Raw genomic sequence first — 26,407 nt, 5'->3', positions numbered from 1 at the left:
AAAGTAAAAGAGTGAATGAAAATATTGGCTTCAAACGTCTAAAAGGTAGAAGAAGGGGGAGCGTTATGAAGATTATTAAGAAACTGTTGATGCAACTGATTTTAACGATCGTTTCCATTATTTTAATCAGTGGACTGCCAGAATTAATCATGAACAAAAATGTAAGTATGTATTTCAATAAGATCAAGGATGTTTGTAGAGATATCTTTCAATTGAATCAGATGACTTACTTCAACCAAGGCAAGCCGAGGTTATTTTTAGATGATATATGGTCGCCATATATTTATTCACTTTCCATTCTTTTTGGGGCATTGTTGATTGCTTTTTGTATGGCGCAACTGCTCACGTGGGTTACGTTAATGCTGCCAATGTTCATAAGGGGAGCTATTAAAAATCTACTTACCTTTTTAGAGTCCTTGCCAGATCTGCTTGTTTTTGCCCTCGTACAGATGGGAATTGTTCTTATTTATAAAAAGACAGGAGTTCTTGTATCGAATGTGGCTTCGATGGGAGCGGAAGAGAGGATCTATATCGTACCTATTGTTTGCTTGATGATTCTGCCCTTTGTTTACTTTTATAAGATGATGATACTTCTTGCTGAAGAAGAGCTTAGCAAACAGTATGTTGAGATGAGTTTAGCAAAAGGTATGAGACGGATATACGTACTTGTCGTACATGTCACGAGAAATACAAGTGAAGGTATCTTCCATTTTTCAAAATCAGTCTTATGGTTTATGATCTCTAACTTGCTTCTTGTTGAGATCATCTTTAATATCCATGGAATCACTCATTACATGTATAGCGATTTTAGACCAGAAATGCTTGCTGCTTGTCTCATACTTCTCGTCATTCCATTTTTTCTTTTGTATGCTCTTTTCGAATGGGTCATTGTTCATTTTACGAAGAGAGGAGAATGGGTATGATTCGGAGCGTGAAGTTTTGGATAGGGTTTTTCATTCTAATCGTGTTTATCATCTCTAGCTTAGGTTTCGAATTGTTTTATGATAGCAAAGTTCGTCAAGTTCAGCTGCTTTATGATGATCAGAAAAACCTAATAGGTGGTGCACCTTTTGACCCTTCGCTCATGTTTCCTCTTGTTACGGATCCACTTGGATATGACATCAGCCATAAAGTGCTCCAAGGTGCAAAATTCACCTTAATTGCCGTTATAGCAATCGGTGTATTTCGTGTTCTTTTCAGTTTTATCGTGGCTATTCCTTTTGCATTCTATCTACCAGATAACATCAGAAAAGGTTTAGATCAGCTTCTTAGTTCGTTTTATTTTATTCCACTTACAATCATAGCTGTTTTTATACTAGGGCCAATTTTAAGGGAGCAGCTGAATGCTCAAGGAGAAGAATTTTTCCTTTATTCGTTTTTTGCAAGGGTAAGCCTTGAGGTTATTATTTTGACGTTGCTCGTAGTACCCCTTCTAGGCTCAATGATCGGAAATATGATGGCCTCAATATTGAAAGAAGACTTTATTGAAAGTGCGCAACTGTTAGGTGCATCCAGGTGGCGTGTTTTTATGAAACATGTTATTCCTCACATGTTACCAAAGCTTGTAATTGTTTGGTGTCAGCAGTGTGTGCAAGTGTTGATAATTTTTACGCATCTTGGATATTTAAAGTTGTTTTTTGGAGGGACGGATATTGATTTTAATCCGATGATGGCGGATCCGCCAAAATCAATGTCAAATGAGTGGTCAGGTCTTGTTGGCGATTATTACACCCAGATTCATGCCAATCCCTACATCGCACTCGGTCCGATCATCATGTTCGGAATCGCCATCTACGCCTTTCAGCTAATAGGTGAAGGTTTTCAGCATCACCTGCAAACGAGGCATTATAAAAGGACGAAACGTAATCGCGTGCTTGAAAAACAAATTCTCGGGAGTAAAACGAAATCATCTTTTGATTTCGTTCACAAGAGAGGCGCTTAAAAATACACCACTTTTCTCTTCTCACCATACTATGTAATATCCTGTGCAGACAGGGGGGAGAGAAATGATTTTTGTTAATGGGTATCCGGTAAAAACGGCTCAAATCTCGGGTTTTAATTCGCTTACACAAACACAGAAACTGGTAGGCGAAAAGCTTGAAAAATCCAGAGAATCGTTTTATTACACAAGTCCACATCAGTTTTTATTTGAAGTGGTCATGCGTACAAATATTGTAGCAGCAGCAAACGCTATGCGTGATAGCGGAGCAGGATTTGCGACGTTCGTGAATTCACGCTGCAATCCGCAATATTGGAGAAGAACAGCTTATGGCGGTTTTTTGCTTCGATCCGATGCCCGTCCTTCTGACGCCATCTCAGATATTTTTATCAATGGAAAACGGTACGGGTTCGAATGTACAACAGCTATTATGATCATGATGTACAAAGCGATTCTTGAAACAATTGGAGCGGGTATGTTTGATCAATTGTTTAACGGGTTGCTTCTCTACAGTACGGAGCATGATGAGGATCTACAGATTATTGCAGTGCCATCTGGGGATTCGTTGCCAGGAGATGTGAGATATGTTAAAAATCCAGAACATCATCCTAATACGCCTCAGTGGCAAGGTGAAAACCTGATCGACCTTGGAAACGGACAATTTTTCGGTCATGGAATCGGAACAGGAACAATTGGAGAGGTTATTGATGTGCTTAATCAAAAAAGAATGCCTGGTGCAACGGTTTCGGCTTTTCTAACAGCGGAGATCATAAGGCCAAACTATCGACTCATGTCGGAATACACACGTCATCCAATCCGAAGATTGCTTGGTGGAGTCATATAAAATGCCTAGACAAAAAGACGCAGAGAACTATGATCTCTGCGTCTTTTATTTATTTTTAATTAATTATTGAAGGTATGGTCTTGGATCAACTGCATTTGATTTTGAGCCGTTCCATGGGCCTTTGTGCAATTCAAAATGCAAATGCTGTCCTCTAGAAGCGCCTGTGTTACCTTGGTAGCCTAAGAATGTCCCTTGAGAGACAGACTGACCTTGGCTAACAGCAGGTGTAGATCTCATGTGTGCATATAGCGTTGTGTACAGTTGTCCGTTAATATAGTGCGTAATATACACAACGTTACCATAAGAGCTTGAATAGTAAGCTCTCGTAACCGTTCCAGATGCTGCTGCTACGATTGGAACAGTACTTCCGCCTTGAGCGATATCCATTCCGTAGTGCATGCCCGCGCTTCTGTTACCAAAGCCTGAAGTGATGAATCCTTGTGAAGGCATGATAAAGTCACGACTCACTGGTGCTGGAGCAGGTGTTGGTGCTGGCGGTGGAGTTGGTGCAGGTGAAGAACCTGAGCCTGAACCTGAGTTAGATTTGTTTTTCTCTCTAGCCGCTGCTTCTTCACGAGCTTTTTCTGCCGCAGCTGCAGCCGCAGCTCTTGCTTCAGCTTCTCTTTTCTTGCGTTCAGCTTCTTCACGTTTTGCACGTTCAATTTCAGCTTTAATCGCTGCTTCTTGTGCGGAAAGAAGTTCGTTCGTCTCATCCAGCTGCATAATATGATCATGTAGATGGTCTTCTTCCGTCTCTAATTGAGCGAGAAGCGCATTCTTTTGTTTTTTCTGGTCCGTTAGTTTTTGGTTCAATCCTTCAAGTTCGGTTAAATCTGAATTTAGAGACAAAAGTTCACTCTCAACCTGTCCTTTTTTCTTTTCAACAGACTCTTTATCTTGTTTGTGCTCTTCTAAGATGGCTTTATCTTGTTCAGCAATCACGTTTAATGCAAACACGCGATCAAGGAAGTCGCCGAAATCTTTAGAACCTAATACCACATCTAAATAATTTACCGCACCGCCGCTTTCGTACATGGAAGTTACGCGTTCTTTTAGAAGTGCATCACGTTCTTTGATTCTCTTTTTAAGAACATCGATTTCTTTTTTTAGTTTTTCAATAGAAGCTTTCGTTTCTTGGATTGATTCTTTTTTGTTTCCAATATCTTTAAGAGTTTTGTCGATAGAACCCTCTAATTTTTGAATTTGATCTAACGTATGATCTTGCTGATTTTGATTTTTCTTTAATTCACCCTGCTTTTCCGTTTGCTCAGAGCGATTCTTTTCTTTTTTCTCTTTTATAGAAGACAGAGTTTCTGCCGATACCGTATATGTACTGAATACTAGACTGAGAGACAGTGTAGCCATAACTAGCTTACGTTTCAAGATGGGTACTCCTCCTTGTAAGTGCAAATGTTGCCAATTTCTTTACTGAAGTGATTATACCATTGATTAATCATCAGTTATTGCGAAATAATATTACATTTATATTTCAAAATATTACACATTGAAACATATTTCGACGTTATAGATGTAGAGATTTGTCTGTATTAGGAAATTAAAAGGTAAAAACAGCGTGGTAATCGAATAAAAGAGTAGGTATATAGAATGGAGTTTCATTACAAAGTTGAAAACAAAGTAAGTTTAATAGAATCTCATTCATTATATAATCGGCTAAATTTTAAAAAAGTTAAAAAACGAATAAAAATATCATAGTCAGTCGTCATATAGATAGGGTGTTGTTAAAGGGGGGAAGTTCTTGACGATCAATCGGAGATTTAATAACGAAGGCATTGATTCTCACTCACTCAGTCAAGAAGAGTGGATTATACAGATAATGGATATATACCAAGACAAAGTGATAAGGCTAGCTTATACATATGTTAAGGATCGGAAATTGGCAGAGGACTTAGCACAAGAAGTATTTGTGAAATGTTATATACATAAAGACAACTTTAGAAATGATTCCTCTGTTAAAACCTGGGTATATGCCATCACTGTTAACTTGTGTAAAGATTATTTAAGAAGCGGTTGGAAGAAATACATTCATGTGATGGACCGGTTCGGAAAGTCGAGACCATCTTCAGTTTTAACACCAGAACTATCGATCGTCCAAAAAAGTGAACATGAGGCGTTAGCCGAACATGTCCTAAATCTTCCTCTTAAATATCGAGAAGTAATCCTTCTTTTCTATTATAAAGAGCTAACCGTTTGCGAGATTAGTCAAATCTTATATAAAAAAGAAACGACAATCAGAACATTACTTCAGCGCGGAAGAGAACTGTTGCGTCGAAAACTGGAGAAGAGTAGGTGAGATCATGGAAGATCCTTTCAAGCAGTTGCCTGAAATATTGAACAACGGCCGTATGAGAACAATAACGTTTAAAGAGGAACATAGACAGAAAGTCCTTCAGAGAACAAGGGATCTCCACAAGCCTCCTGCTCCTAAAAGCATGTGGTATCACTGGTTTCATCAAAGTTTAAGTCTTGCTCTTGGTGTAGCGTTCATCTTTATTTTTGTTCAATTTGCTGAGAGTGTTCCTTTTCAGCTTCATGAGAAAAAAGAAGCTCAATCTATAGCGAAAATACCATATGCCAATCAAGCGATCTTAACGAAAGCTAGGCATGATATGCGAAACCATCACAAGATCTCAGATGTGATGGCTAATCAAAAGAAAGATAACCTTACCGTTTTTATTACGTTTCCGAAAAATCTATCACAAGAAAAACAAATTTTTCTTACCGAATCGTACCTAAAAGAGGTATCACATCTCACACTAAATGAACCTTACGAAGGGCAAAAGAATTTGGGAGAGCTATGGAACTATGTTAATGTAAAGATCTATACAACAACAGAATCTGAAGACGACATGTTAAGACAACTGATGCACGTTGACCAAAACTTTGAGTGGAAGGGTTCCATCAATAAGCATGATGGTATATTGAAATGGGAACGCATACCTGGATCTAATAATTAATCCACACTTAAAAAGGTTTTCATTAAAACAACTAGAAAATAGATAGGAAACAAGCAAAAGCGGTGAAAAGAATGAAAAAAACACACATTAATTTTTTTACAGAAGTAGGAGCTCAAAAGCCTAATAGTATTAGAAATAAAGAAACACCTTGTCCGTTTTGTCGTATTGATGAGTTAGAAGAAGTTTTGGATAAGCAAGATTCGATCATTCTTGTTAAAAATAAATATACCGTTCTCGATGGTGCCTTTCAAACTGTCTTGATTGAAACAGATGAATGTGAAGGAGAGCTCTCCAACTATTCTAAGGATCATCTATACAAAGTCCTTCGTTTTGGGCTTGAACATTGGCATAACATGTTAAACAGCGGCAAGTACAAGTCGGTGATGTTCTTTAAGAACCATGGTCCATTATCAGGTGGAACAATTCGCCATCCTCATATGCAGATCATAGGATTGAACGAGGTAGATTGTCTTCATGATTTTTCCGAAAACCAGTTTAAAGGATTGCCTATCCTAGAAAAAGATGGAGTAAGGTTTACCGTATCAACTGAACCGAGAGTTGGTTTTTATGAACTGAATGTCATTTGGGAAAAAGACGCTGAACTTTCTTTATTCGCGGACTGTATTCAAGCGGGTGCTCATTTTTTGCTGAATCATTTTCACAGAAGCTGTACAAGTTACAACCTTTTCTTTTATAAACATAACGAAAAGACATATTGCAAGATCATGCCTCGTTTTGTAACGTCACCACTTTATATGGGGTATGGTGTACAGCAAGTGGCAAATAATATAGAAGGAATTGCCCAAAGCATTAAAGATATCTACTTTAAAGCATAAGAAAACCAGATCTTTCTCAGATCTGGTTTTTTGCTTGATTCAATAATGTTTCCATCGCAAAAATGATTAAAGGATGAGTTTCATCCATTACTTTGTTAATCTCGAGCCGTTCTGTCCACTGATGTGCATCCTTCCCAAGAGGACCAATGTTAATAACGGGAATATCAAGCTCTCTCATATCATCAAACGGAATATGATAACGAGATCCTAGTAATGGAAAGTTACTTGTGAAGGATGAAAGATCACGAGAATCTCCGTGAAACCCAATATAGCTCAAGTCCGATAAGCCGCTAAAATAGTGGACATTAACAAGCTCGCTGTTGAATGTGTTATTCGCATGATTGACTACCTCATCTGATGTAGCTTTAATGAGTGGGTGGTCGCTTGAACATACAGCGGGATAAAAAGGCGGTGTGTAGAACAAAACGATCATCGGAGAGATGTCTCTGCAAAGACTCGCTAGCTCAAATACATATTGGATCGTCAGTTCTCTTTCATCCGCGTTCGGGTTGTTCGTCTGAAGCATGTTTTCTCTGCGATCAAGTTCTTCTTGTCCATATTTAGTTACGGCATGTTCATATAGTTCATTGAAGCTAAGTACTTTAATACTCTCTTTTTTGGGAGTGAACGGTACGATCTCAGCGACATTTTTGCTTCTTTCAAAGAGCCGTTCTTCTAATTTAATCGCAGCGTTTTGTGCGCTTTTTATTAACATATCCGTAATATCCGAGAGTGATCGATTAAAGAGCATGAGATTAAACATGGTTACAGCTGCATGAGGAATCTGGACAGAGTAGTGATCTTTTAAATCTTTTTGAATCAAGTTCGTTGGGACAGGCGTAGCCTCTTCTCGAAACTTCTCTACATAATCGACGTTCCATTCCAGTTCCCTCGTAATTTCAGCAGCCATCACATTTCCGTTCATACCTGCAAGTGGCTCACCTACGTGAGTCTCCTTACCATAACAAAGAAATCCAGGTAGAATCTTCCCCGTTGATCCTGTATACATATAGGAAGTTGTGTCTCCTGGATATTTTGTGAAACTCGGTTCTCCGTTCAAACATGTGATGTACTTTATATCATATTCTTCTTGAAGCTGCCGTAAGACACTGACACCCGTAAGCATGCCTTGTGAGTGCACTTCTTCATCAGGAACAGAAATCATGAGTACATTTCCTTTAAAATGGCCGGTTGTCGCTTTTTCGATCATGGACATATGAAGAGCGACGCCAGCTTTCATATCCATGATGCCGCGGCCGAAGAGCCATTCTCCACTATTCAGATCATCCTGAACAAAAGAATGGAGTAGGTCCTTATTTTCAATGATCTTTTCAGTCAGTTCTTCTGGCCGGAAAGCGAGATGCTTCCATTCACCAAAATCCTCAACCGAAACAACATCAAAATGACTGAGCAAAATAATGGTTTCTTTGATCGAAGGATCATTCTGTACAAATGCAGTGATCAGTTTTCGACCATCTGGAAGAGGATGATGGCGAACGTAATCAGGATGCTTCGTAAAATAATCTAATGATGAAAGCGTATGGTGAAGATGCTCGGCCATAAATAATTCTCCATCATGATGAGTAATGCTCGGAATAGAAACGAGGTCTTTCAACAATTTCTTGTATCCCTCTTTTGTTTGCCACTTTAACATATGTGTACCTCCTAGATGTATGCCTTTGTTACCTATACTCTTCTTTCCCTTTAAATCCTTCTTTGAAAAGTTTCTTGGAATGTATTGACAGATAATAAAAGAAAATGGTATATGTGTATTATAACAAGTAGTACACTTAGGACAAAAGGGGTGTCAGCATGATTACTGTAAGTGATTTATCCTATGCTTTTAAAATTGGAAAAAAAGAAAAAGAGAATATTGTACCTGTTCTTCATCATGTCGATCTACATGTAGCAGAAGGTGAAATCGTAGCGATCGTGGGAAGAAGCGGATCAGGAAAGTCGACGCTATTAAACTTGATTTCTGGTTTTATTCGGCCGCAAACAGGAGAGATTATTATCGATGGAAAAAAGGTTAGCGGATTTTCTGAATCGAAGTGGGCTGAATTTCGGTTAGAGCATCTAGGATTTATATTCCAAAGCTTTCAGCTGATTCCTAGTATGACCGCTTATGAAAATGTAGAGCTACCATTAGTACTCAAGGGAGTTAGCGAGAAAGATAGAAGAGAACAAACAATAAAGATGTTAAAGAGAGTCGGTCTAGAACAGTATCAAAGCCATTATCCAGGAGAGCTTTCGGGAGGTCAGCAACAGCGCGTTAGTATAGCCCGTGCACTAATCCTGAATCCGCCTCTTATCTTGGCAGATGAACCAACAGGAAGCCTTGATTCTGAGAATGAGAAAGAGCTATTAAACTTTATTCAAGAATTGAATGAAAAAGATGGTATTACGTTTTTAATCATTACACATGATCATGAAGTAGCTTCTATTGCTCATAGAAAAGTAGAGATCAGAGACGGTTACTTAAGAGAAGGGAGCAAGCTTCATGAAGTTCAAAGATAAACATCGATTTGTAAGAAGCAATATGAAAAGAAACAAGACCCGTGTATGGATGACAATCCTAGCATCTACGATGGGGTGTGCCTTTTTGATCATGCTCGCCTCAGTAGGATTTGCAATTCATAAGACTGCAGTTGATGATGTGATGAGTTATCGATTGATGAATGAGATTGAAATACAGAGTGAAAACGGTCCTTTGATTGAGGAAGACGTGAAAAAACTCCAAGATATTAAGAATGTTAAAGCGGTTAGTCGAAAGAAATATGTACCTGCGAATGAACTGTCACTTGGAGAATACACAGGGTATGCTGACGTAAGCAGCGCAAACATTCCTTCTGAGAGAAAAGCGGGATTGCAACTTGAAAAAGGAAGAATGCCTAAGAGTAAAAATGAGGTCGTCATCGGGTACCATTTTGCTCAAGAATTAAGAAAAGAGATGCCTGAAAACTTTACAGAAGGAATGAGTGAAGAAGAGGCACAAAAGAAGATGAAGAAATTAGCTTATGATGGAGATTTGTTAAATAAAACATTAACCTATCATATGAAGATAGATAATCCGGAAATCAAAACAGAAACACAGATAAAAACGGTGAAAGTCAAAGTTGTAGGTATTAAGAAGAAGCCTAATAAAGAATGGATAATAGACAGTTCGGTGATGATTACGGATGATCTACATGGTGAAGTGATGCCACTATTGAGTGAAATAGATCCTGAACTTAAGAACAGTGACGATTCTTATAGTTCTGTTAAAGTATATACGTCTTCAGCCGAAGATGTTAAAGCAGTGTCCGAAAAGATTAAAGATAAAGGATATCTTACTTATTCAGTTGTCAGCGAACTAAAAGAACTGAACATCTATTTTACATTGTTTAAAGCGGGCTTGATTTTCATTGGTGGTATTGCCGTGCTCATTGCTTCTATTGGCATTTTTAATACGATGACGATGGCTGTTACGGAACGCTCCCAAGATATTGGAATCATGAAAGCGATCGGAGCTACACCAAAAACAATCAAGCGCATCTTCCTTTTAGAGAGTGGATACATCGGATTATGGGGAGTGGGCTTAGGAACCATTTTAGCGTATGTTATCAGCTATGGAGTCAATTTCGCTCTTCCTATCATCGTTGAACAGTTTATGAACGAAAAGCCACCTGAAGATTTTATTTTATCTTATATCCCTTGGAGTCTGACTGTAATCGCTGTTACGATCTGTATGAGCGTAACATTACTTTCTGGTTGGCGGCCAGCAGCCAAAGCTACCACAGTTGATGTATTAAAAGCATTAAGAAGAGATGTATAAAGAAGCATCAGCCGATGTTAAGAAATCGGCTGGTGTTTTATTTTTACTTTGAAAGGATAACTCTGGATCAAAATCGAAAGAGGTATAACAGAGGAGTGAAAGAGAGTATGAAACAAAACATCATGAAACAAATTATTGCCATGGGTGGCGGAGGCTTTTCCATGGAACCTGAAAACAAAAGATTAGATAGGTATATTCTGAAGCAAAGTAGTGCTGATCGACCACGGGTTTGTTTTATTCCTACAGCAAGTGGCGATGCAGATGGATATATCGAACGATTTTATACAGCTTTTCAATCGGAAGACTGTGAACCTACACATCTTTCTCTATTTTCACCACCCCAACATTTGGAGAGTTTTGTAGAACAGCAAGATATTTTTTATGTAGGTGGAGGCAATACAAAAAATCTCCTTGCACTTTGGAAAGAGTGGGGACTTGATGTTCTTTTAAAGAAAGCTTATGAAGAAGGAAAAATATTAGCAGGACTAAGCGCTGGATCTCTATGCTGGTTTGAAGAAGGCGTAACAGATTCGTTCGGGCCATTAGCTAAGCTGGATTGTTTAGGCTTCATAGCAGGAAGTCATTGTCCGCACTATGATGGTGAAGCAAACCGAAGACCTGCTTATCATAAACTCGTAGCGAATGGACTGAAAGCGGGATATGCTGCAGATGATGGAGCGGGACTGCACTTTATTAATGGCGAACTGCAAACCGTTGTCAGTTCAAGAGAAAACGCGAGGGCCTATCTAGTAGAGTTTGATGGAGAGAACGTGCGCGAGCAGGAAGTTGAGACACTTTTTTTAAAATAGTGGTTTAAAGTTCTGATGATTGGGCGGAAAATGTACTATTCGTTAATCATCAGGAGGTAAATCGTTTTGAAAAGAATAGGATCAGTTTTGTTGTACATGATGCTCTTACTCTTACTCGCATCATGTGGTAACAAAGATAAAGAAAACGAGCATAAAAATCATGATATGGAAGAGTCAAAAGCGCAATCTCAAGCTGCATCTAGTAAGGTGAAAGGCGGTTCATATATCGTAAACCTTGTTAATGCAAAAGGAGATAAAGCAGGAGAAGCGACGTTAACCCAAACAGGAGATGGTGTTAAGGTGAAAGTGAACGCGACTGGGGTAAAGCCGGGTGAACACGGCATTCATTTTCATGAAAAAGCAAAGTGTACACCACCCGACTTCAAATCTGCAGGAGCACACTTTAATCCTACCGAAAAGAAGCATGGATTTTTGAATCCGAAAGGACCACACGTAGGAGATATTCAAAATGTGAAGGCTGATAAAAGCGGAGTCGTGAAAGACGAAGTTCTATCCAACCTCGTGACGCTTTCTGAAGACAGTAAAAACTCACTTTTTGCCAATGGTGGTACATCCCTTGTTATCCACGACAAGGCAGATGACTATAAAACAGATCCTTCAGGTAATTCAGGAGATCGTGTGTTGTGTGGGGTTATTAAAAAGTAAGAACATATCTATATTTAAAAACAAAGCTGGCACCTCATCTTCTACAAAAGATAAGGTGCCAGCTTTCAATTTAACTACCTGTACTCGTAAATGCCCTGAGCCCTCTATTCCAAAACCAGTACGCAATGAGGCAAGAGACGATGGCGACAACTGGCGTTAAGAGAGCCAACCTCTCGAATCCTGAACCTTCGATAAAATATGCTGCAGGATAGAAAGCAGTAAATCCATAAGGAACAATCCACGTTAGAAAGTGACGAATTCCTTTATGATAGATCGTTAAGGGATAACGAGCGAAGTCACTTAAATTAAAGATCGTCCAAACGATCGGCAGACTATCCACCATCCAAAACGACAGAGTTGCAAAAAAGAGGTTGATCGCAACGAAGATAAAACCTGATGCGATGATCATAACAACAAGTATGAAAAACTCTAGAACACCCCATGAGATACTTAAATGTGGCATCGCTGTACCAATGACGATAATGCCAATGAACAGCTGTCCAAAACCATCTTGCTGCAATCGATCTGCAATAAAATGAAACAGAGGATTGATCGGTCTGATTAAAAGTCGATCAAATTTTCCGGGTCTTATATACTGCCAGCCAAGTGTCCATAGATTATCAAAGAAAATGTGGTGAATGGAGCGGCCGGTAGCAGCAATTCCGTAAATAAATAAAATTTCATAAAAGGTCCAACCGTTTAAAGCATGGATATGATCAAAAACAATTTTGACGAAGAAGATACCTGCAAATTGCTGAAGCATAACAGAAAGGACGCCAAGTAAAAAATCCATCCTGTATTCCAACATGACTTTTAAGTTTTGTTTGCAAAACAAATAATATAATTTTATGTACCGTGATAGCATAAGCGTCACCTCCTAACCTCCAAAAATAGTTACCTTTTTTATTGCGATTGACCATAATACTCTTAATAGAACAAAAAGGGAAACCGCCCAAAATACTTGTGATCCCAGCGCCAGCCATGCTTCTGTTCCTGATAGGATGCCAGTGTAGATCGCAACCGGTACATACACCATCGCTTGGAACGGAAGAAAAAGACTTATCGTTTGAAACCATTCAGGAAAGAGAATAAGCGGGACAAGCGCGCCAGAAAAAAAGGAGATAACCGCTTCTTTCATGACTTGAAGACCCCAAAGATTTATAGTCCAAAATGCTAGAATCGCAATCAATAGATCAAAAAAAGTACCAATCCAAATACCCATTAATGCACTGAGTAAGAACAAGAGACCGCCTTGCCAAGTGGTCGGCAATGTAATATCCATAAAAATAAATGCAAGAATGCTAAGGGGCAGAGCACCACGTACAAAGTGAATAACTTTATCGCCTAGATCCATAGCGACCAAGCGGGTAATTAAGTTGTAAGGTCTCATCAGTTCAATTGCCACATTTCCGTCCTTGATCGTATGCGCCAGTTCCTGACCAACGCCTGAAACAAACATCTGTAAAAACATCGCAATGATGATATACGTAATCATGCCATCAAAAGGCAGTCCCTCGATTTCCGTACGGCTGCTATAAACGGCTTTCCAAAAGAAATAGATGACAAGCATCCGAAGCAGAATGGAGAAAGTATTGGCCCAGAACCATGCTGAATAGGCAGCATGTACTTGCATCTGAACTCTAGCAAACTCAAAGTATTTCCTCATGCTGAACCTCCTTTTTCATACCTCTTCCATAAATTTCTTCAACAATCGTTTCTATCTTTGCATCGGCAATGGTTAAATCAGCAACAGAATATTGGTTCATCATCGTGTTTATGACTTCTGCACCAGAGATATGTTTGTTGCTGAAGGAGAGGGATACAAGATGCGGGTTTTCACCACTGATTGGGAGAACCTCTGTTACCGCACTAATGGCTTCCGGCAAAACAAATGAATCAGCAGCATCTACAAGTTCAAAATGAATAACACGCTTATCACCAAACTGCGATTTGATATCTTGGATAGAACCATCATAGATCACACTACCATCATCAATAATGATGATTCGCTGACAGATCTCTTCTATGTCTTGCATGTCATGGGTGGTAAGAAGCACAGTTGTACCGTATCTAGCGTTCATTTGTTTGATGAAAGAGCGAATTCGAACCTTTACAGCCACATCCAATCCGATAGTAGGTTCATCCAAATAAACAACTTTTGGGCGGTGCAAAAAAGCGGCAGCAAGTTCACAACGCATCTTTTGTCCTAATGAAAGCTGTCTTACAGGGATGCCGAGCAGCGGCTCTAAATGAAGTACATCAACGAACTCTTTTAAAGTTTCTTCGTACTGAGCTTGAGGAATCTCGTAAATGTGTTTGAGAAGTTCATAGCTTTCTCTGACCGGAATATCCCAGAATAATTGTGTACGCTGACCGAATACAGCACCAATATGACTTGCGTTTTGTTGTCTGTTTTCGTAAGGTATGATGCCGTTTACTTTTACCTCGCCTGATGTTGGAGTGAGTATGCCTGTTAACATCTTAATCGTTGTAGATTTCCCAGCACCGTTCGCCCCAATATACCCAACCATCTCCCCAGCTTTAATATGCATGTTGATCTTCTTAACCGCTTTTTTCGTTTCGAATTTCCTATGAAACAACGATTTTATGGCTCCTCTTAAGCCAGGGTCTCGTTTGGCAATCTTATAATGTTTTTCAAGATTTTTTACAACTATCATGTTAGATCTCCTTAAAAATGAACACAAAAAAACCACAGACAAATACCTGCGGATATGTGTGCATATGTAATTTTTGCTCACCAAAAAACGCGTCAGGTTATGAAGGGATATGAAGTTAGTTTGATTGTATGATAGAAATCCACATGTTATCTTTCTCCTTTTTGAAAACGGTTGCACTAAGTATACCGAAAACTACAACAAATGTAAAATATATCCTTGTTTTCGAATATAAAGCGCTAGTTTAACGAAATCAAGCTTTGGGAAAGTAGAGCTAATGTAGACGTTTTTATGAAAGGCTATGATTTCTAGAAAATTGTTGTATCTATTTTTTGTCTTTTCCTTCTTTGAATAATGATTGAAGTGTAAGATGCGAGACTCTTGGCTAGGACAGGTGGGCAGGTGAGACACTTAAAAGTGAAACGTACGAATGTGGCTCACCGCCTGCCCCGCGGAAAGCGAGCATCTGAAACGGAGATCAATTACTACAGAGAGCAACATGAATAGAAAAACAGCCTTATTAAATGAGAAAAAGGAGGACGAACATGTACGATTACAATGGAGTTACAGATTCTTGGATGGCCTATTTGGGAAGATTGCCAGATTTGCTTCTTGCTATTTTAGTTTTATTAATTGGTTGGCTGATCGCCTCATTGGTTGCAAAAGCAGTTAAAAAAGCGTTACACAAAACAGATTTTGACAACAAAGTCTTGAAGTGGATGAAACCTGATATCCATGAAGATCAAGTGGAACAAACGCGCACTAGAAAGTATTCTTCTGAAGAGGTAATTAGTAAGGTTGTATTTTGGATACTGATGGCAGTAGCCATTGTCATGTTCTTGAACATGCTAAGTCTTCCGTATGTCGCACAACCGATCTCAAATGCATTAGGTGTGATTGCGGCAGCGATTCCTAACCTACTAAAAGCAGCCCTTATCGCAGCAGTTGCATGGTTGATTGCATCAGGATTATCCATTCTGGTAAAAAAACTTGGTCAGAACACGAGATTTGAAAGGGTATTACATCGTTGGAAGCTGACACGTGATCCACAACAATCCGACATGGCGGTTTTCTCTGCATCAAAAGCTGTATTTTACCTCACATTGTTATTGTTCCTGCCAGCTGTGTTATCCGCTTTAGGCATTGATGCCATTTCTGAACCGTTGGAAGGTATGCTGACAGGCCTCTTCGCATTCTTACCGAAACTGCTCGGAGCAGCAATCATTCTTTTTGTAGGGTGGTTAGTTGCTAAGATCGTTAAAGAGATCTTAGTTAACTTTTTAGCGAGCATTGGTACAGATCGTTTAGCTTCAAAACTTGGTGCTGAACGTGCGCTTGAAAAAACCTCTCTTTCTCAAATCGTTGGAACAATCGTGTATGTCTTTATCTTAATTCCAGTTGTGATTTCAGCTCTAGAAACGCTTGATATTAATGGGATTTCAGGTCCTGCCATCGGTATGTTAGGTCAGATCATGGACATGATTCCAAATATCATTGTTGCTATCCTTTTAGCAGCAGTTGGATTATGGCTTGGTAGATGGGTAAAACAAGCAATTACCACTTTATTAGAACGAATTGGATTCAATGGCATCTTTTATAAGATGGGTCTTGGATCACTTCATAAGGCGAATCAGACGTTCACGATCTCTGAGATGGTTGGATATGCAGCTCAAGTGGTGGTTGTGCTGTTGTTTACGATTGAAGCACTTCAGCTTGTTAAGCTAGAGAGCTTAGTTAACATACTAACCGTTGTACTTGCATATATTCCGATGGTGTTAACGGCTGTGTTGATACTAGGAATCGGCTTTTACGCCGGAGACCTTGTGAAACGCGTTGTTCAGAGTATGTTCAAACAGCAAACAGAAGGAAAGCTGCTAGGCAACATTGCAAAATATACGATTATTACCCTTGCTTTCTTTATGGCTCTTGATCAGCTTGGAGTAGCGAAAACGATCGTAAACGCAGCATTCATCCTCATATTAGGTGGATTTACGATTGCGTTTGGTCTTGCATTCGGACTCGGTGGTCGTGAAGCGGCTGGACGAACTCTTAATAAATGGAGCCGCAAGATGGAAGAAACAACGATTCAAAGTCCCGACCCAGCAGAATGGAAAGACAAGACGAGTTTAAAAGATTTCCGTACAGACTCTTCTAAACCGGAAAGCAATCTTATTGATGTAGATATAAATAAACCACATACAACTGCAAAAGATCGTCAGTTTGATCATCTAAACACACCTAGTGATGAATTTGGCATCAACAATAATCCAAAACGAAATGACTAAAGAAAACAATAGAATGAAATCGGCTCATAGAGGTGAAACTATCCCTTTATGAGTCGTTTTTAATAGTGAATGTCGATAATAAATGAGGAATAGGAGGTAAAGAGAATGCTACTTGCCGCCTTTTGGGGAGGAATAGCAGGTTCAGCTGTACTATTAGGATGTTTTACAGCCCTCGCTTTTCGAATTCCTAAAAAATGGACAGCATGGATCATGGCTTTTGGAACAGGGATATTAATAGGTGCCGTTTCTTTTGAACTCTTAATTGAGGCAGTGGAGCAGAGTGATTTGATGGTTACTTCTGCTGGCTTTATTTTTGGCGCAGCTCTCTTTACTGGTATAAATAGCTTTCTAGCTAAAAAGGGTGGCCATGAGAGAAAGAAATCAGGCGATAAGAAAACAAAAGGTGTAGGCATGGCGATCTTTCTTGGAACTTTGTTAGATGCCATACCAGAATCTGTTTTAATTGGTGCGAGCTTAATCGATCATAGTAAAGTAAGCTGGCTTCTTGTCGTTGCCATCTTCTTAAGTAACTTTCCTGAAGGTCTGTCAAGCTCGATTGGGTTGTTAAGAGAAGGTTTTTCACGCCGTAAAATTATTGGTATGTGGCTTTCTGTTTTCGCTATTTCTGCACTCGCTGCGTTTCTTGGATATGTCTTATTGGAAAATGCATCTGTAGCTTCACTTTCGTTGATCGGCGCATTTGCAGGTGGTGCTATCATGGCGATGGTAGCGTCTACCATGTTACCTGAAGCTCATGAAGAGGCGGGAGTAGCTGTTGGTTTTATTACTTCCTTGGGACTCCTATGTTCGTTGCTTCTGACTCATCTATCATAAAATGAGCCTAGGAATCGATAAAAAAAAGCTGCCAAAAGTAAGTATCCTTACTTTTGAACAGCTTTATGATGATTAAAGCTTGAACCAGCCTCTAGATTCTAAATCCTCTGAGTTTCTCTTCTTGCGCTTCTTTTTCTTCCAATGATCATGCGTTGAGGAAGACTCCTTGCACCAGCTAGAAGATGATGAAGATGAAGATTCTTTTTTGCACCACAGTACAGATGAACTTGAGGAAGACGAGGAAGAAGATGAAGATTCAGGCTTACACCATATGATAGGTGAACTTGAAGAAGATTCTTTCTTACACTCTACTTTACATTCTTCTTTCTTCTTGCAACAAGGCTTTTCCTTTTTACAGCATAAGATTCTGCAGTTGCTGCTTTCGTCGTCGCCGATTTCGCCTGCTTGTGTAATAAAGTTGATAGAGCCGATCGCGATGATTACGAGTTCGTCGTCTTCAACCACTTGGATGGATGTACGGTTGACACGAGTTAGAACGCCTTCAACTTGGCCATCATCGTCACTTCCATCATTTACTCTTACTTTGCAGTTGATTAATTTTCGTAAGATGCTTTGGAACGTATCATTACAAACTTTCTTACGGTCCGTGTTACAACAGTTTCTGTCAGTTGCTACTGAAACGGATCTTACATTATTTAAAGGAAAATAAAGAACCTCTCTGTCATCTGTTTTGATCGCGATAAAATCTCTTCCAACACAGACTAGTTTGCCAGACTCTTCTACATCTTCCCCTGCTCTGACTGTAACATGCTTACATAATAAATTAGCAAGCTCTCGAGGTGAGAGTTTGTTTTTACAATTCAAAATATTGCCTCCTGGTAATGGTATTGACTATTTCTTGTCCATGCATTATATGTAACAAGATTTGAAAGTGCATGTGACACTTGTCTATAATTTTGATAATTAGAGCGTATTTTTTTGTTTTTATTTATTTGATGAATGTTTTAGCGAAAAATAAATTAAGATTTCACCTCGACCCATTTTTTGTATATAATGGGTGAAAAGAAGAAAAGAGGAGGGGTTGTAATGAACGGGACACGAAACAACAATACTCATTTCTTTACAATCCATCTTATTAATCGAAAGAACAGATGACATATTTATTGTCATTTGTTCTTTTTTTGTACTCATTTTTCTTTATGTGTATGAAGAAGGAGGAAAAAGCAGATGCGCTATAAACGAGTACTGATTAAATTAAGTGGTGGAGCTTTGGCTGGCCAACAAGGATCAGGTTTTGATCATCTTTCTTTAAACCATATTGCAAAAGAAGTGTTATCTGTTCTTGAAAAAGGTATTGAAGTAGCTATCGTTGTAGGTGGAGGTAATATTTTTAGAGGGAATTTAGCAGAGTATTGGGGAATTGAAAGAGTAGAAGCTGATCAGATCGGAACGCTAGGTACAGTCATCAATAGCTTGATGCTTCGAGGAGTCCTGAAAAGTAAGATAGACCAAGAAGTAAGAGTCATGAGTTCTGTTCCGATTAGTGCTGTAGCAGAACCTTACATTCGCTTAAGAGCGGTACATCACTTGAATAAAGGATATGTCGTCATTTTTGCAGGAGGCAACGGTCAACCATACGTTACGACTGACTATCCTGCTGTTCAAAGAGCGCTAGAGATGAACTGTGATGCCATACTCTGTGCAAAGCAGGGAGTTGATGGTGTTTATGACAGCGATCCTAACCGGTTCAAACAAGCAAGGAAATATGCTACTTTGCATTATGACGAAGCTATAAGGAATAATTTAAAAGTGATGGATCAATCGGCGCTAATTCTTGCTCGTGATCATGGCTTGCCGATCCACCTCTTTGATTTTAACCAAGAAGGATCGTTTCTTAAAATCTGTAACGGTGAAGATGTAGGGACATTCATCAGCCACAACATAGAAACAGCTCTCGTATAAATACGTTTTTAAATGCTGTTTTTAGTTTTCACTGTTGCTTTTGAAAGTAGTTGATTTCCGTTGCAGATGCTCGCTTTCCACGAACGTTCGGTGGTCACAGTGAGCTTTCTCGTCGTATCCATGCGAGGAGCTTATCATGTTATAGGTTACACATCTTCAAATTCAACCAACTTACGAATGAAGTGAATAATAAAAGCAAATAATGCATTATTAGTTAAAAAATGCGACTTTCACAAAGCATTCCTGTCACAGGCCGGAATGCTTTTTTGTATATTTCGACTCACCTCATCTCATATTAAGAAGTAGAAAAGAGGTGTGAGACGTTATGATGAAATGGTTAAAAAAGAAGCCGAAAGAGCAGAGCCACACGATTGATCTTTCTGATAATACTTATAGTGACATTAGAGAACTAGTGGATAATGCTAAGGAGTCTGCTGATTTTATCCATTATCCTCAAAAGACGGTTCATCACAATATTTATATTTCCTATTATAAAGCGATGATTGATGGAGAATTGCTTCATCGAGATCTACTGCCTTACTTAATACACAGCAAAGATTTTAAGAACATCAAAGACTTAAAAGATATATTGCCGATCGAGAGCGTTACAATCACAAATGATGTAAAAGAGATTCAAAACAAGCTGTTACGTGGCTTTATAGTTGTTCAACTCGGTGAATATGACGAAGAATGTGCCGTCATCCGGGCAGAGAACTTTGCGACAAACCGGCCAGTATCTGTTTCTGAAATTGAATTCTCTGTTATTGGACCGAAAGAAGCTTTTATAGAGAACTTAGATAGCAATCTTTATTTGATCAGAAGAAGATTGCCTGTTCCTGAACTTCGATTTAAGGAAGTCGTACTTGGAAAGTTTTCTAAGACACGTGTTATCATCGCTTATTTAGAAGGCGTTGCTGAAAAAGAAAACCTGAACACTGTGATGCAGCGAATCAAGGATATTGAGCTAGAAGTTATTCCGGATAGCTCTTATTTAGAGCAGATCATATCGGATAATACGAAATCAGTGTTTCCGCAGCTTATAACTACTGAACGACCTGACAGGGTTGTGTCCATGTTAAATTATGGACAAATTGCGATTCTCTCTGAAGGATCACCTCAAGCGCTTCTCGGACCAACGGGAATTTCAGAATATTTTGCTTCACCAGAAGATTATTATTTATCATGGGTTCTAGGCTCACTCTTCCGCTTCATACGTTTTCTTTCTGTTATTTTTTCAACCTTTGCAACACCGCTTTATGTGGCCGTTCTAACTTACCACTATCAGATGATTCCTAAAGATCTACTAGCACCATTAATTTCGTCACGAGTGAACATTCCGTTTCCGCCTATATTAGAAGTATTGTTTTTAGAGTTGACGATTGAACTGTTGAGGGAAGCGGGAGCTCGTCTTCCTACGAAAGTTGGTCAAACACTCGGGATCGTTGGAGGTATCGTAATCGGACAGGCGTCTGTAGAAGCGGGATTAACGAGTAATATTCTCTTGATCATCGTATCATTATCTGCACTAGCTTCGTTTACAACACCGATCTATAAAATGGCAAATACGATTCGGATACTTCGTTTTCCATTTATCTTTTTTGCGGCACTTTGGGGCGGAGTGGGTATCATACTTGCAATGTCATTTATTTTAGTCCATCTTCTGCGACTAGAGTCATTAGGCAGACCTTATCTACAGCCGATTTATCCGCCGCGTTTATTGGATATGACAGATACGATTTTCAGACTTCCATACAACCGACTGTTGAAACGCCCCATCTCATTAGGTACTGAGCTACCATCTAAAGATAAGGTTAAAGAAATGAGAAAGAAAAAGGATATCGACGAATGAAAAAATATTATAGAATGTTCCTCCTTTCTCTTATCTTTATTTTGGCAGGATGTGTCCCTAAAGAGATCATTGATGAAGTACAGCTTATACATGCTATTGGTTTTGATAAGAAACCAGATGAAAGTATTCAAGGAACGATCACTTATCCCGTGTTTAATATGGATGGAAATGTTCGAGTTGAAACATTAACAGCAGTCTCTCATACGAGCCGGTTTATACGATCTAAACTCAATACACAATCACCTAAAACACTCACAACAGGACAATTGCGTGTTGTTCTTTTTAATGATCGCTTTGCCGAAAAAGGAATATTGGAGATCGTGAATTCATTATATCGAGATCCTAATGTAGGGAATCGGCTGTTTTTAACTGTTGTAAATGGTAACACGAATGAACTTTTAACAACGAAGTATACAGCTTCTGCTCTTCCGTCCATGTATTTAGCAGATTTGCTCGATCAGAATATTAAGAGTGAGAATTTACCCAAAACGAATTTGCATGTGTTTCTTTATAGCTATTATGGTGAAGGTATGGACCCTTTCTTACCGATCGTAAAAACGCACAAAAAATCAATTCAGCTTGAAGGTATAGCTTTGTTTAAAGGGGACGAATATGTTGGAAAGTTAAATCATCGTCAATCCTTTGCTTTTAAAGTTCTTCTCGACGGTTCGAAGTCAGGTAACTATGAGGTGGAGATTGAAAAAGAAAAAAGGAAGGGCCATGCTGTTATCCGTAACATTAAAGGAACGACAACCTATAAACTAAAAAAAGTGAATGGTATCCCTCAATTTAATATAAAGATGAAGATTCTTGGTGAGATTCATGAGTATCCACATTGGTTGAACCTTGAGGAGCCAGCGAACATCGCTCTCGTTGAAAAGACATTGACGAAACAATTACAACGAGAAGCGCAGGGAGTCGTTAAAAAGTTTCAAAAATTAAAAGTAGATCCCCTTGGTCTAGGGGATCAAGTGAGAAGGCGTGAAAAAGGTTGGGATTATAAAGTGTTTCAGAAGCAATATCCTTCTATGAAAATCAATGTATCAACTGAAGTAGAGATTGTAGAGTCTGGGGTTATCGAATAATGTATCTTAGCAGCTTTTCATTCGTTATGGAAAGCTGTTTTTTTGTATTCTTCTTTCTGCGGACAAAAAAATAAATCAATCGCGAATATTTATATGGTTATTCCTTTATAGGATAACGAGTTAAAGGGGGCAATTGATTTGAGTACAACAGATGAGAAAATTAAAATTAGGAACCATTGGTTTAAAATTATTTTAGTCAGCCTACTATCATTAGTGTTTATGTACAAGTTAGTGATCACTGAATTTACGTTTCATTTTTCTGACTTACTTGCATTCCTTGTAGCTGTTTTTGCGATAGGGATCTGCAGTATGTTTTATGTAAAAGTAAATGAAGCACTCATGGCTTTTGTATCTGCCGGGAAGTCAGTTATACCGATAGCTAACAAAAATAAGATTGAGCCAGAAACGCAAGAAGAGAGCATAGAGGAAGAATACATAGAAGAAGATCAGGTCATATTAACGGAATCTGAGGAAGAAGAACTTGTGCGCGAATTATTATCTCAAGAAGAGCAGATTAAGCGAATGAAGCAAGTTCAGAATGAAGTTAAGAACCGCTTAGTAACAGAAGACCTTCATGAAGAAGATAAAAAAGATTACATAGACTATTTGCTGCAAAAAGAAAAAGAAATCATGTTAGCAAAACAAGAGATTATCCGAATTACTTCATTATTAGAACCTCTAGAAGAACCTGCTGATGAAGAAGACTTCGAACAAGGATATGTTGAAGAAGAATACTTAGATGAAGAAGCTGCTCAGACTGGAAACGCCAAAGATATTGTGCAGTTATTAGGAAAAGAGTTTGTATTAAATGCAAGTTTAGAGCAGTTCAATCACAAGATGAGAGAGATTCAACACTCCATAACGATTGAAACGGCCAATCAATTAAAAGAAGAAGGACTCATTGATCCATATTTCAACGTCACGCGTAAAGGGTTGAAAGAGTTTAGACGTGCTGCAAGAAAGTTCAGCTATGGTGATGGAGTCAAATTTTTATCCAAAGTTGTGCAGCGAGGAAATCGATAACTTCATTAAAAAGCTAATAGAGGCGCGGAAAGCGCTCACCTGTTAGCTTTTTTATTTTATAGGAGATTTCATTTTATTGTCATTCTTAATTTTTGTTCCTTTCCGATTCCCTGATACAATAAGCATAGATTGTTGTGAAGGAGTTCAATTTTATGTTTATTGTCGCTAAAGCCATGTTATATGTTTGTTTTGCCTTATTAATGGGTGCGTTTATTCTATATTCAGTTCCACGAGGAAATCGTCCGGAAATCTATATTTCAAAAAAGCTTATCTTACTTTTAGTTGCTTTAATCCCTTTGTTTGGCATCGGAGAGCTTATGAGGCTTACGATGCATCTTGGAGAGGATTTCGGATATTGGTTGACGTTTCAGAACATCGTTTTTAGTTTTGAAGTAGGAAAGGGTTGGCTTTTCTTAACCGGTATCTCCGTGTTATTGTTTTTTATGGTTTTATTTAATGATATTAAAGAAGATCGATTCTTTGCCGGATTAGCCGTCTTTTTGATAGCGGGGATGGGAGTTTCCGTTGGATATGCGAGTCATGCAGCAAGTTTAGAATCGTTAGGATTCTTGGCTCACTCTTTACATTTTATAGCTGTGATCACATGGTCGGGGGTTCTACTCGTAACCGGATATTTCAGCAAAGGAGAAGGACCCAGCCTGTCCTTTTATAAATGGTTCACGCCATTGGCTGTTGCCTGTTTAGCAACCGTGATCGGTGCTGGATTGTGGTTGATGAACTATATTGTTCCTGAATATTTGAACAGCTACTTGTTGGACTACGGCCAAGCACTGTTGATCAAACACATTCTATTGTTTATCATCGTTATTTATAGTCTCATAAACGGAATATGGTTAAAAAAGAAATTAGATCAAGGAAAAAGTGGATTATCACTTAACAAATGGATTAAAGCAGAAGGAATTTTATTGTTTTCTGCATTTGTAGCAACAGCGTTAATGACTCAGCAAACACCACCTCATGATGTAGCCGATACGTTAAAGATGGAAGATCCATCTAAGCTGTTTACTTTTTCTACTGGTTTAATCCCAGGAGATAATCCGATGCTGTCATTCAGCTTCTCGATGATGAGTCTCGTTTGGCTAGCATTTGCTATAGTACTTGTATTATCTATACTTGCCACGATAAAGCGAAACAAAAGTATGATACTTGCAGTAGTCGCTTCAGTGTTGGCAGCGATGGCGATTTATTTAGCCATCATGTCTTCTGTATCACTATAAGAAATGTTTTGAATGATTCTAGGGGGTAGTTAGCCATGGATGATAAATTACAACTACAGTTGGATGGTCTAATGGAGAAATATGCTGAGCTTCTCGTAGGAAGTTCAGATCCAAAACATATAGAGATGGTGAAATCTTATGCTCTATATTCATTCATCGCAAAAAGTATGCCTCCATTAGTAAAGCATTGGAATGAAGAATACCCAGATGCCAAGGAAGCGATGAAGAATCTAGTTCATGAGATTAAAGAATTGAACGAAAAGCACCGAAATGAACAGAAATAAATAAGATATAACATAGAGGCAGTCATATAGACTGTCTTTTCTTTTGTATGCCATTCCTTTTCTGATACTATCAGTGATATGAAGGTAGTTAGTAGTTACAGGTAGTGAGTGGACGTTTTTTAGCTGGAGCGTAAGGTGTTGGCGGTGAAACATTGTCTTGTATCGGTGAGACTCAGCCATTTACCGGCGAACATGTTAGAAACATAAAACATTTACCGTAAAAATAGCAGTAAGACATGATTAATTCATTTTTTACATGAAAAATATTTTTAATATTGCAAAATCGACAATATTCGCAAAAAAAATGATATATTTAAAGCGGTTACAACATAGAAAGAATTTAACCAATCTTATTTAATATTTTAAGGGTACTAGGGGGTAATTGGATTGGAACAACTCATGCGCAATTTTTTCTTATTTCTTGCTAAAAATAAATCGTTAACTAACCTTGCTAAAAGATACGGTCTACGTTTCGGAGCAGGCCGTTTTGTGGCAGGTGCAACACTTGATAGTTCTATTTCTGCTATCAAACGTTTGAACGAAAAGGGAATGCCTGTTACGATCGATCATCTTGGTGAGTTTGTTGACAACGAACGAGAAGCTGCCGAAATGACTCAGCATTGTATAGATGCAATTAAAGCCATCAGTAAAGAAAAGCTTGATTCACAGCTTTCTCTAAAAATGACTTCCATGGGACTAGACATTAGTGATGAACTCGTGTTGAGCAACATGAGAAAGATTATGGATGCAGCTACAAAACATAATGTTTTTATAACGATCGACATGGAAGACTATTCTCGTTGTGAAAAAACGCTTGAAGTGTTTAAGATGCTAAAGAGTGAGTATGATAACATCTCAACTGTTATTCAAGCCTATTTGTATCGTTCACTAGAAGATGTTCAAACGTTAGATGAATATCATCCGAATCTGCGATTAGTAAAAGGTGCTTACAAAGAGCCTCAAACTGTCGCATACCCGGAAAAGAGCGATGTAGATAATAACTTTAGAAAGCTGATCGAAACTCATCTATTGAACGGAAACTATACCGCGATTGCAACACATGATGATGAGATCATCCAATATACAAAAGACTTGGTTGAAAAACACAACATCCCATATGATCAATTTGAGTTTCAAATGTTGTACGGAATTCGTGTAGAGCGACAAGACCAACTGATGCAAGAAGGCTACAAGATGCGAATCTATGTACCATACGGAAACGACTGGTACGGTTACTTTATGAGACGTCTTGCTGAACGTCCGGCAAACGTTGTGTTCGTATTAAAAGGTGTGTTTGGAAAATAAATAGTAGTAATCAAGAGGAGTCT

25 protein-coding genes are annotated in these 26,407 nt (G+C 38.6%); 19 read left to right on the top strand and 6 right to left on the bottom strand.

Features of this window, described 5'->3' with window-relative positions; all coding sequences use genetic code 11:
- Positions 1-65: 65 nt before the first annotated feature.
- The 3 genes from IHV12_RS02715 (at position 66) to IHV12_RS02705 (ending at position 2,783) form a co-directional block, all read left to right on the top strand.
- Positions 66-923: an ABC transporter permease subunit gene (locus IHV12_RS02715; RefSeq protein ID WP_197129496.1), complete on the top strand. Its 858-nt coding sequence runs from the start codon at positions 66-68 to the stop codon at positions 921-923.
- Entirely contained in the window at positions 920-1,942 is a 1,023-nt protein-coding gene (locus IHV12_RS02710; protein ID WP_197189717.1) for an ABC transporter permease, read from the top strand. The genes IHV12_RS02715 and IHV12_RS02710 overlap by 4 nt, the downstream gene beginning before the upstream one ends.
- Positions 1,943-2,006: 64 nt before the next feature.
- Entirely contained in the window at positions 2,007-2,783 is a 777-nt protein-coding gene (locus tag IHV12_RS02705) for a protein-glutamine gamma-glutamyltransferase (RefSeq protein ID WP_197129502.1), read from the top strand.
- Between the two features lie 63 nt (positions 2,784-2,846).
- Here IHV12_RS02705 and IHV12_RS02700 read toward each other — a convergent pair whose 3' ends face one another.
- Positions 2,847-4,166 (bottom strand): murein hydrolase activator EnvC family protein, encoded by a 1,320-nt coding sequence (locus tag IHV12_RS02700; RefSeq protein ID WP_231619511.1) that lies wholly within the window; start codon positions 4,164-4,166, stop codon positions 2,847-2,849.
- A 373-nt stretch (positions 4,167-4,539) separates the two neighbouring features.
- Here IHV12_RS02700 and IHV12_RS02695 point away from each other — a divergent pair, with 373 nt between their 5' ends.
- The 3 genes from IHV12_RS02695 to IHV12_RS02685 all read left to right on the top strand — a co-directional run bounded on the left by IHV12_RS02695 (position 4,540) and on the right by IHV12_RS02685 (position 6,594).
- Positions 4,540-5,094 (top strand): sigma-70 family RNA polymerase sigma factor, encoded by a 555-nt coding sequence (locus tag IHV12_RS02695; RefSeq protein WP_197189716.1) that lies wholly within the window; start codon positions 4,540-4,542, stop codon positions 5,092-5,094.
- Positions 5,095-5,098: 4 nt separating this feature from the next.
- Positions 5,099-5,758: a hypothetical protein gene (locus IHV12_RS02690; protein ID WP_197189715.1), complete on the top strand. Its 660-nt coding sequence runs from the start codon at positions 5,099-5,101 to the stop codon at positions 5,756-5,758.
- A 71-nt stretch (positions 5,759-5,829) separates the two neighbouring features.
- Positions 5,830-6,594 carry a DUF4931 domain-containing protein gene (locus IHV12_RS02685; protein ID WP_197189714.1) on the top strand — a complete coding sequence of 255 codons (765 nt, stop codon included), beginning with the start codon at positions 5,830-5,832 and terminating at the stop codon, positions 6,592-6,594.
- A 16-nt stretch (positions 6,595-6,610) separates the two neighbouring features.
- On the opposite strand, the gene IHV12_RS02680 is transcribed toward IHV12_RS02685, so the two are convergent.
- Positions 6,611-8,248, bottom strand: coding sequence for a M20/M25/M40 family metallo-hydrolase (locus tag IHV12_RS02680; protein WP_197189713.1), 1,638 nt, complete (start codon positions 8,246-8,248; stop codon positions 6,611-6,613).
- Between the two features lie 158 nt (positions 8,249-8,406).
- Between IHV12_RS02680 and IHV12_RS02675 the strand changes: the two genes are divergently transcribed.
- The 4 genes from IHV12_RS02675 to IHV12_RS02660 all read left to right on the top strand — a co-directional run bounded on the left by IHV12_RS02675 (position 8,407) and on the right by IHV12_RS02660 (position 11,883).
- Positions 8,407-9,111: an ABC transporter ATP-binding protein gene (locus tag IHV12_RS02675; RefSeq protein WP_197189712.1), complete on the top strand. Its 705-nt coding sequence runs from the start codon at positions 8,407-8,409 to the stop codon at positions 9,109-9,111.
- On the top strand, positions 9,095-10,408 hold the full coding sequence (locus tag IHV12_RS02670; protein WP_197189711.1) for an ABC transporter permease: 1,314 nt from the start codon (positions 9,095-9,097) through the stop codon (positions 10,406-10,408). Before IHV12_RS02675 ends, IHV12_RS02670 begins: the two co-directional genes overlap by 17 nt.
- A 122-nt stretch (positions 10,409-10,530) precedes the next feature.
- Positions 10,531-11,217 (top strand): peptidase E, encoded by a 687-nt coding sequence (locus IHV12_RS02665; RefSeq protein WP_197129998.1) that lies wholly within the window; start codon positions 10,531-10,533, stop codon positions 11,215-11,217.
- 66 nt (positions 11,218-11,283) lie between these two features.
- Positions 11,284-11,883 carry a superoxide dismutase family protein gene (locus tag IHV12_RS02660; RefSeq protein ID WP_231620613.1) on the top strand — a complete coding sequence of 200 codons (600 nt, stop codon included), beginning with the start codon at positions 11,284-11,286 and terminating at the stop codon, positions 11,881-11,883.
- A 70-nt stretch (positions 11,884-11,953) separates the two neighbouring features.
- On the opposite strand, the gene IHV12_RS02655 is transcribed toward IHV12_RS02660, so the two are convergent.
- From IHV12_RS02655 to IHV12_RS02645, 3 genes are read right to left on the bottom strand one after another with little or no spacing between them, the layout of a single operon-like run.
- Positions 11,954-12,757, bottom strand: coding sequence for an ABC transporter permease (locus tag IHV12_RS02655; RefSeq protein ID WP_197129517.1), 804 nt, complete (start codon positions 12,755-12,757; stop codon positions 11,954-11,956).
- 3 nt (positions 12,758-12,760) lie between these two features.
- Complete coding sequence (locus IHV12_RS02650; RefSeq protein ID WP_197189710.1) at positions 12,761-13,549, bottom strand: ABC transporter permease; 789 nt, start codon at positions 13,547-13,549, stop codon at positions 12,761-12,763.
- Complete coding sequence (locus IHV12_RS02645) at positions 13,533-14,561, bottom strand: ABC transporter ATP-binding protein (protein WP_197189709.1); 1,029 nt, start codon at positions 14,559-14,561, stop codon at positions 13,533-13,535. The genes IHV12_RS02650 and IHV12_RS02645 overlap by 17 nt, the downstream gene beginning before the upstream one ends.
- 542 nt (positions 14,562-15,103) lie before the next feature.
- On the opposite strand from IHV12_RS02645, the gene IHV12_RS02640 reads away from it, so the two are divergent.
- Both IHV12_RS02640 and IHV12_RS02635 read left to right on the top strand, forming a co-directional pair.
- Positions 15,104-16,843 (top strand): mechanosensitive ion channel, encoded by a 1,740-nt coding sequence (locus IHV12_RS02640; protein ID WP_197189708.1) that lies wholly within the window; start codon positions 15,104-15,106, stop codon positions 16,841-16,843.
- 105 nt (positions 16,844-16,948) lie between these two features.
- Positions 16,949-17,677, top strand: coding sequence for a ZIP family metal transporter (locus IHV12_RS02635; RefSeq protein WP_197129529.1), 729 nt, complete (start codon positions 16,949-16,951; stop codon positions 17,675-17,677).
- 72 nt (positions 17,678-17,749) lie between these two features.
- Here IHV12_RS02635 and IHV12_RS02630 read toward each other — a convergent pair whose 3' ends face one another.
- A complete protein-coding gene (locus IHV12_RS02630; RefSeq protein ID WP_197189707.1) occupies positions 17,750-18,502 on the bottom strand; it encodes a hypothetical protein in 753 nt (250 codons plus the stop codon).
- A gap of 363 nt (positions 18,503-18,865) precedes the next feature.
- On the opposite strand from IHV12_RS02630, the gene pyrH reads away from it, so the two are divergent.
- The 7 genes from pyrH to IHV12_RS02595 all read left to right on the top strand — a co-directional run bounded on the left by pyrH (position 18,866) and on the right by IHV12_RS02595 (position 26,384).
- Positions 18,866-19,600: a UMP kinase gene (gene pyrH / locus IHV12_RS02625; RefSeq protein ID WP_137791752.1), complete on the top strand. Its 735-nt coding sequence runs from the start codon at positions 18,866-18,868 to the stop codon at positions 19,598-19,600.
- Between the two features lie 325 nt (positions 19,601-19,925).
- Positions 19,926-21,449, top strand: a complete 1,524-nt coding sequence (locus IHV12_RS02620; protein ID WP_197129535.1) for a spore germination protein — start codon at positions 19,926-19,928, stop codon at positions 21,447-21,449.
- Positions 21,446-22,534 (top strand): Ger(x)C family spore germination protein, encoded by a 1,089-nt coding sequence (locus IHV12_RS02615; RefSeq protein ID WP_197129538.1) that lies wholly within the window; start codon positions 21,446-21,448, stop codon positions 22,532-22,534. Before IHV12_RS02620 ends, IHV12_RS02615 begins: the two co-directional genes overlap by 4 nt.
- Before the next feature lie 138 nt (positions 22,535-22,672).
- Positions 22,673-23,557 (top strand): hypothetical protein, encoded by an 885-nt coding sequence (locus IHV12_RS02610; protein ID WP_197189706.1) that lies wholly within the window; start codon positions 22,673-22,675, stop codon positions 23,555-23,557.
- 152 nt (positions 23,558-23,709) lie between these two features.
- A complete protein-coding gene (locus IHV12_RS02605) occupies positions 23,710-24,795 on the top strand; it encodes a copper resistance D family protein (RefSeq protein WP_197189705.1) in 1,086 nt (361 codons plus the stop codon).
- A 35-nt stretch (positions 24,796-24,830) separates the two neighbouring features.
- Positions 24,831-25,079: a DUF2573 family protein gene (locus tag IHV12_RS02600; protein ID WP_197189704.1), complete on the top strand. Its 249-nt coding sequence runs from the start codon at positions 24,831-24,833 to the stop codon at positions 25,077-25,079.
- Positions 25,080-25,466: 387 nt separating this feature from the next.
- Positions 25,467-26,384, top strand: coding sequence for a proline dehydrogenase family protein (locus IHV12_RS02595; protein ID WP_197189703.1), 918 nt, complete (start codon positions 25,467-25,469; stop codon positions 26,382-26,384).
- The last annotated feature ends 23 nt before the right edge of the window (positions 26,385-26,407 follow it).

The sequence above is a fragment of the Fictibacillus sp. 7GRE50 genome, assembly GCF_015903875.1.
Taxonomy (GTDB): domain Bacteria; phylum Bacillota; class Bacilli; order Bacillales; family Fictibacillaceae; genus Fictibacillus; species Fictibacillus phosphorivorans.
The sequence above is the reverse complement of the archived record's forward strand: the minus strand, read 5'-3'. Positions and strand labels throughout refer to the sequence as shown.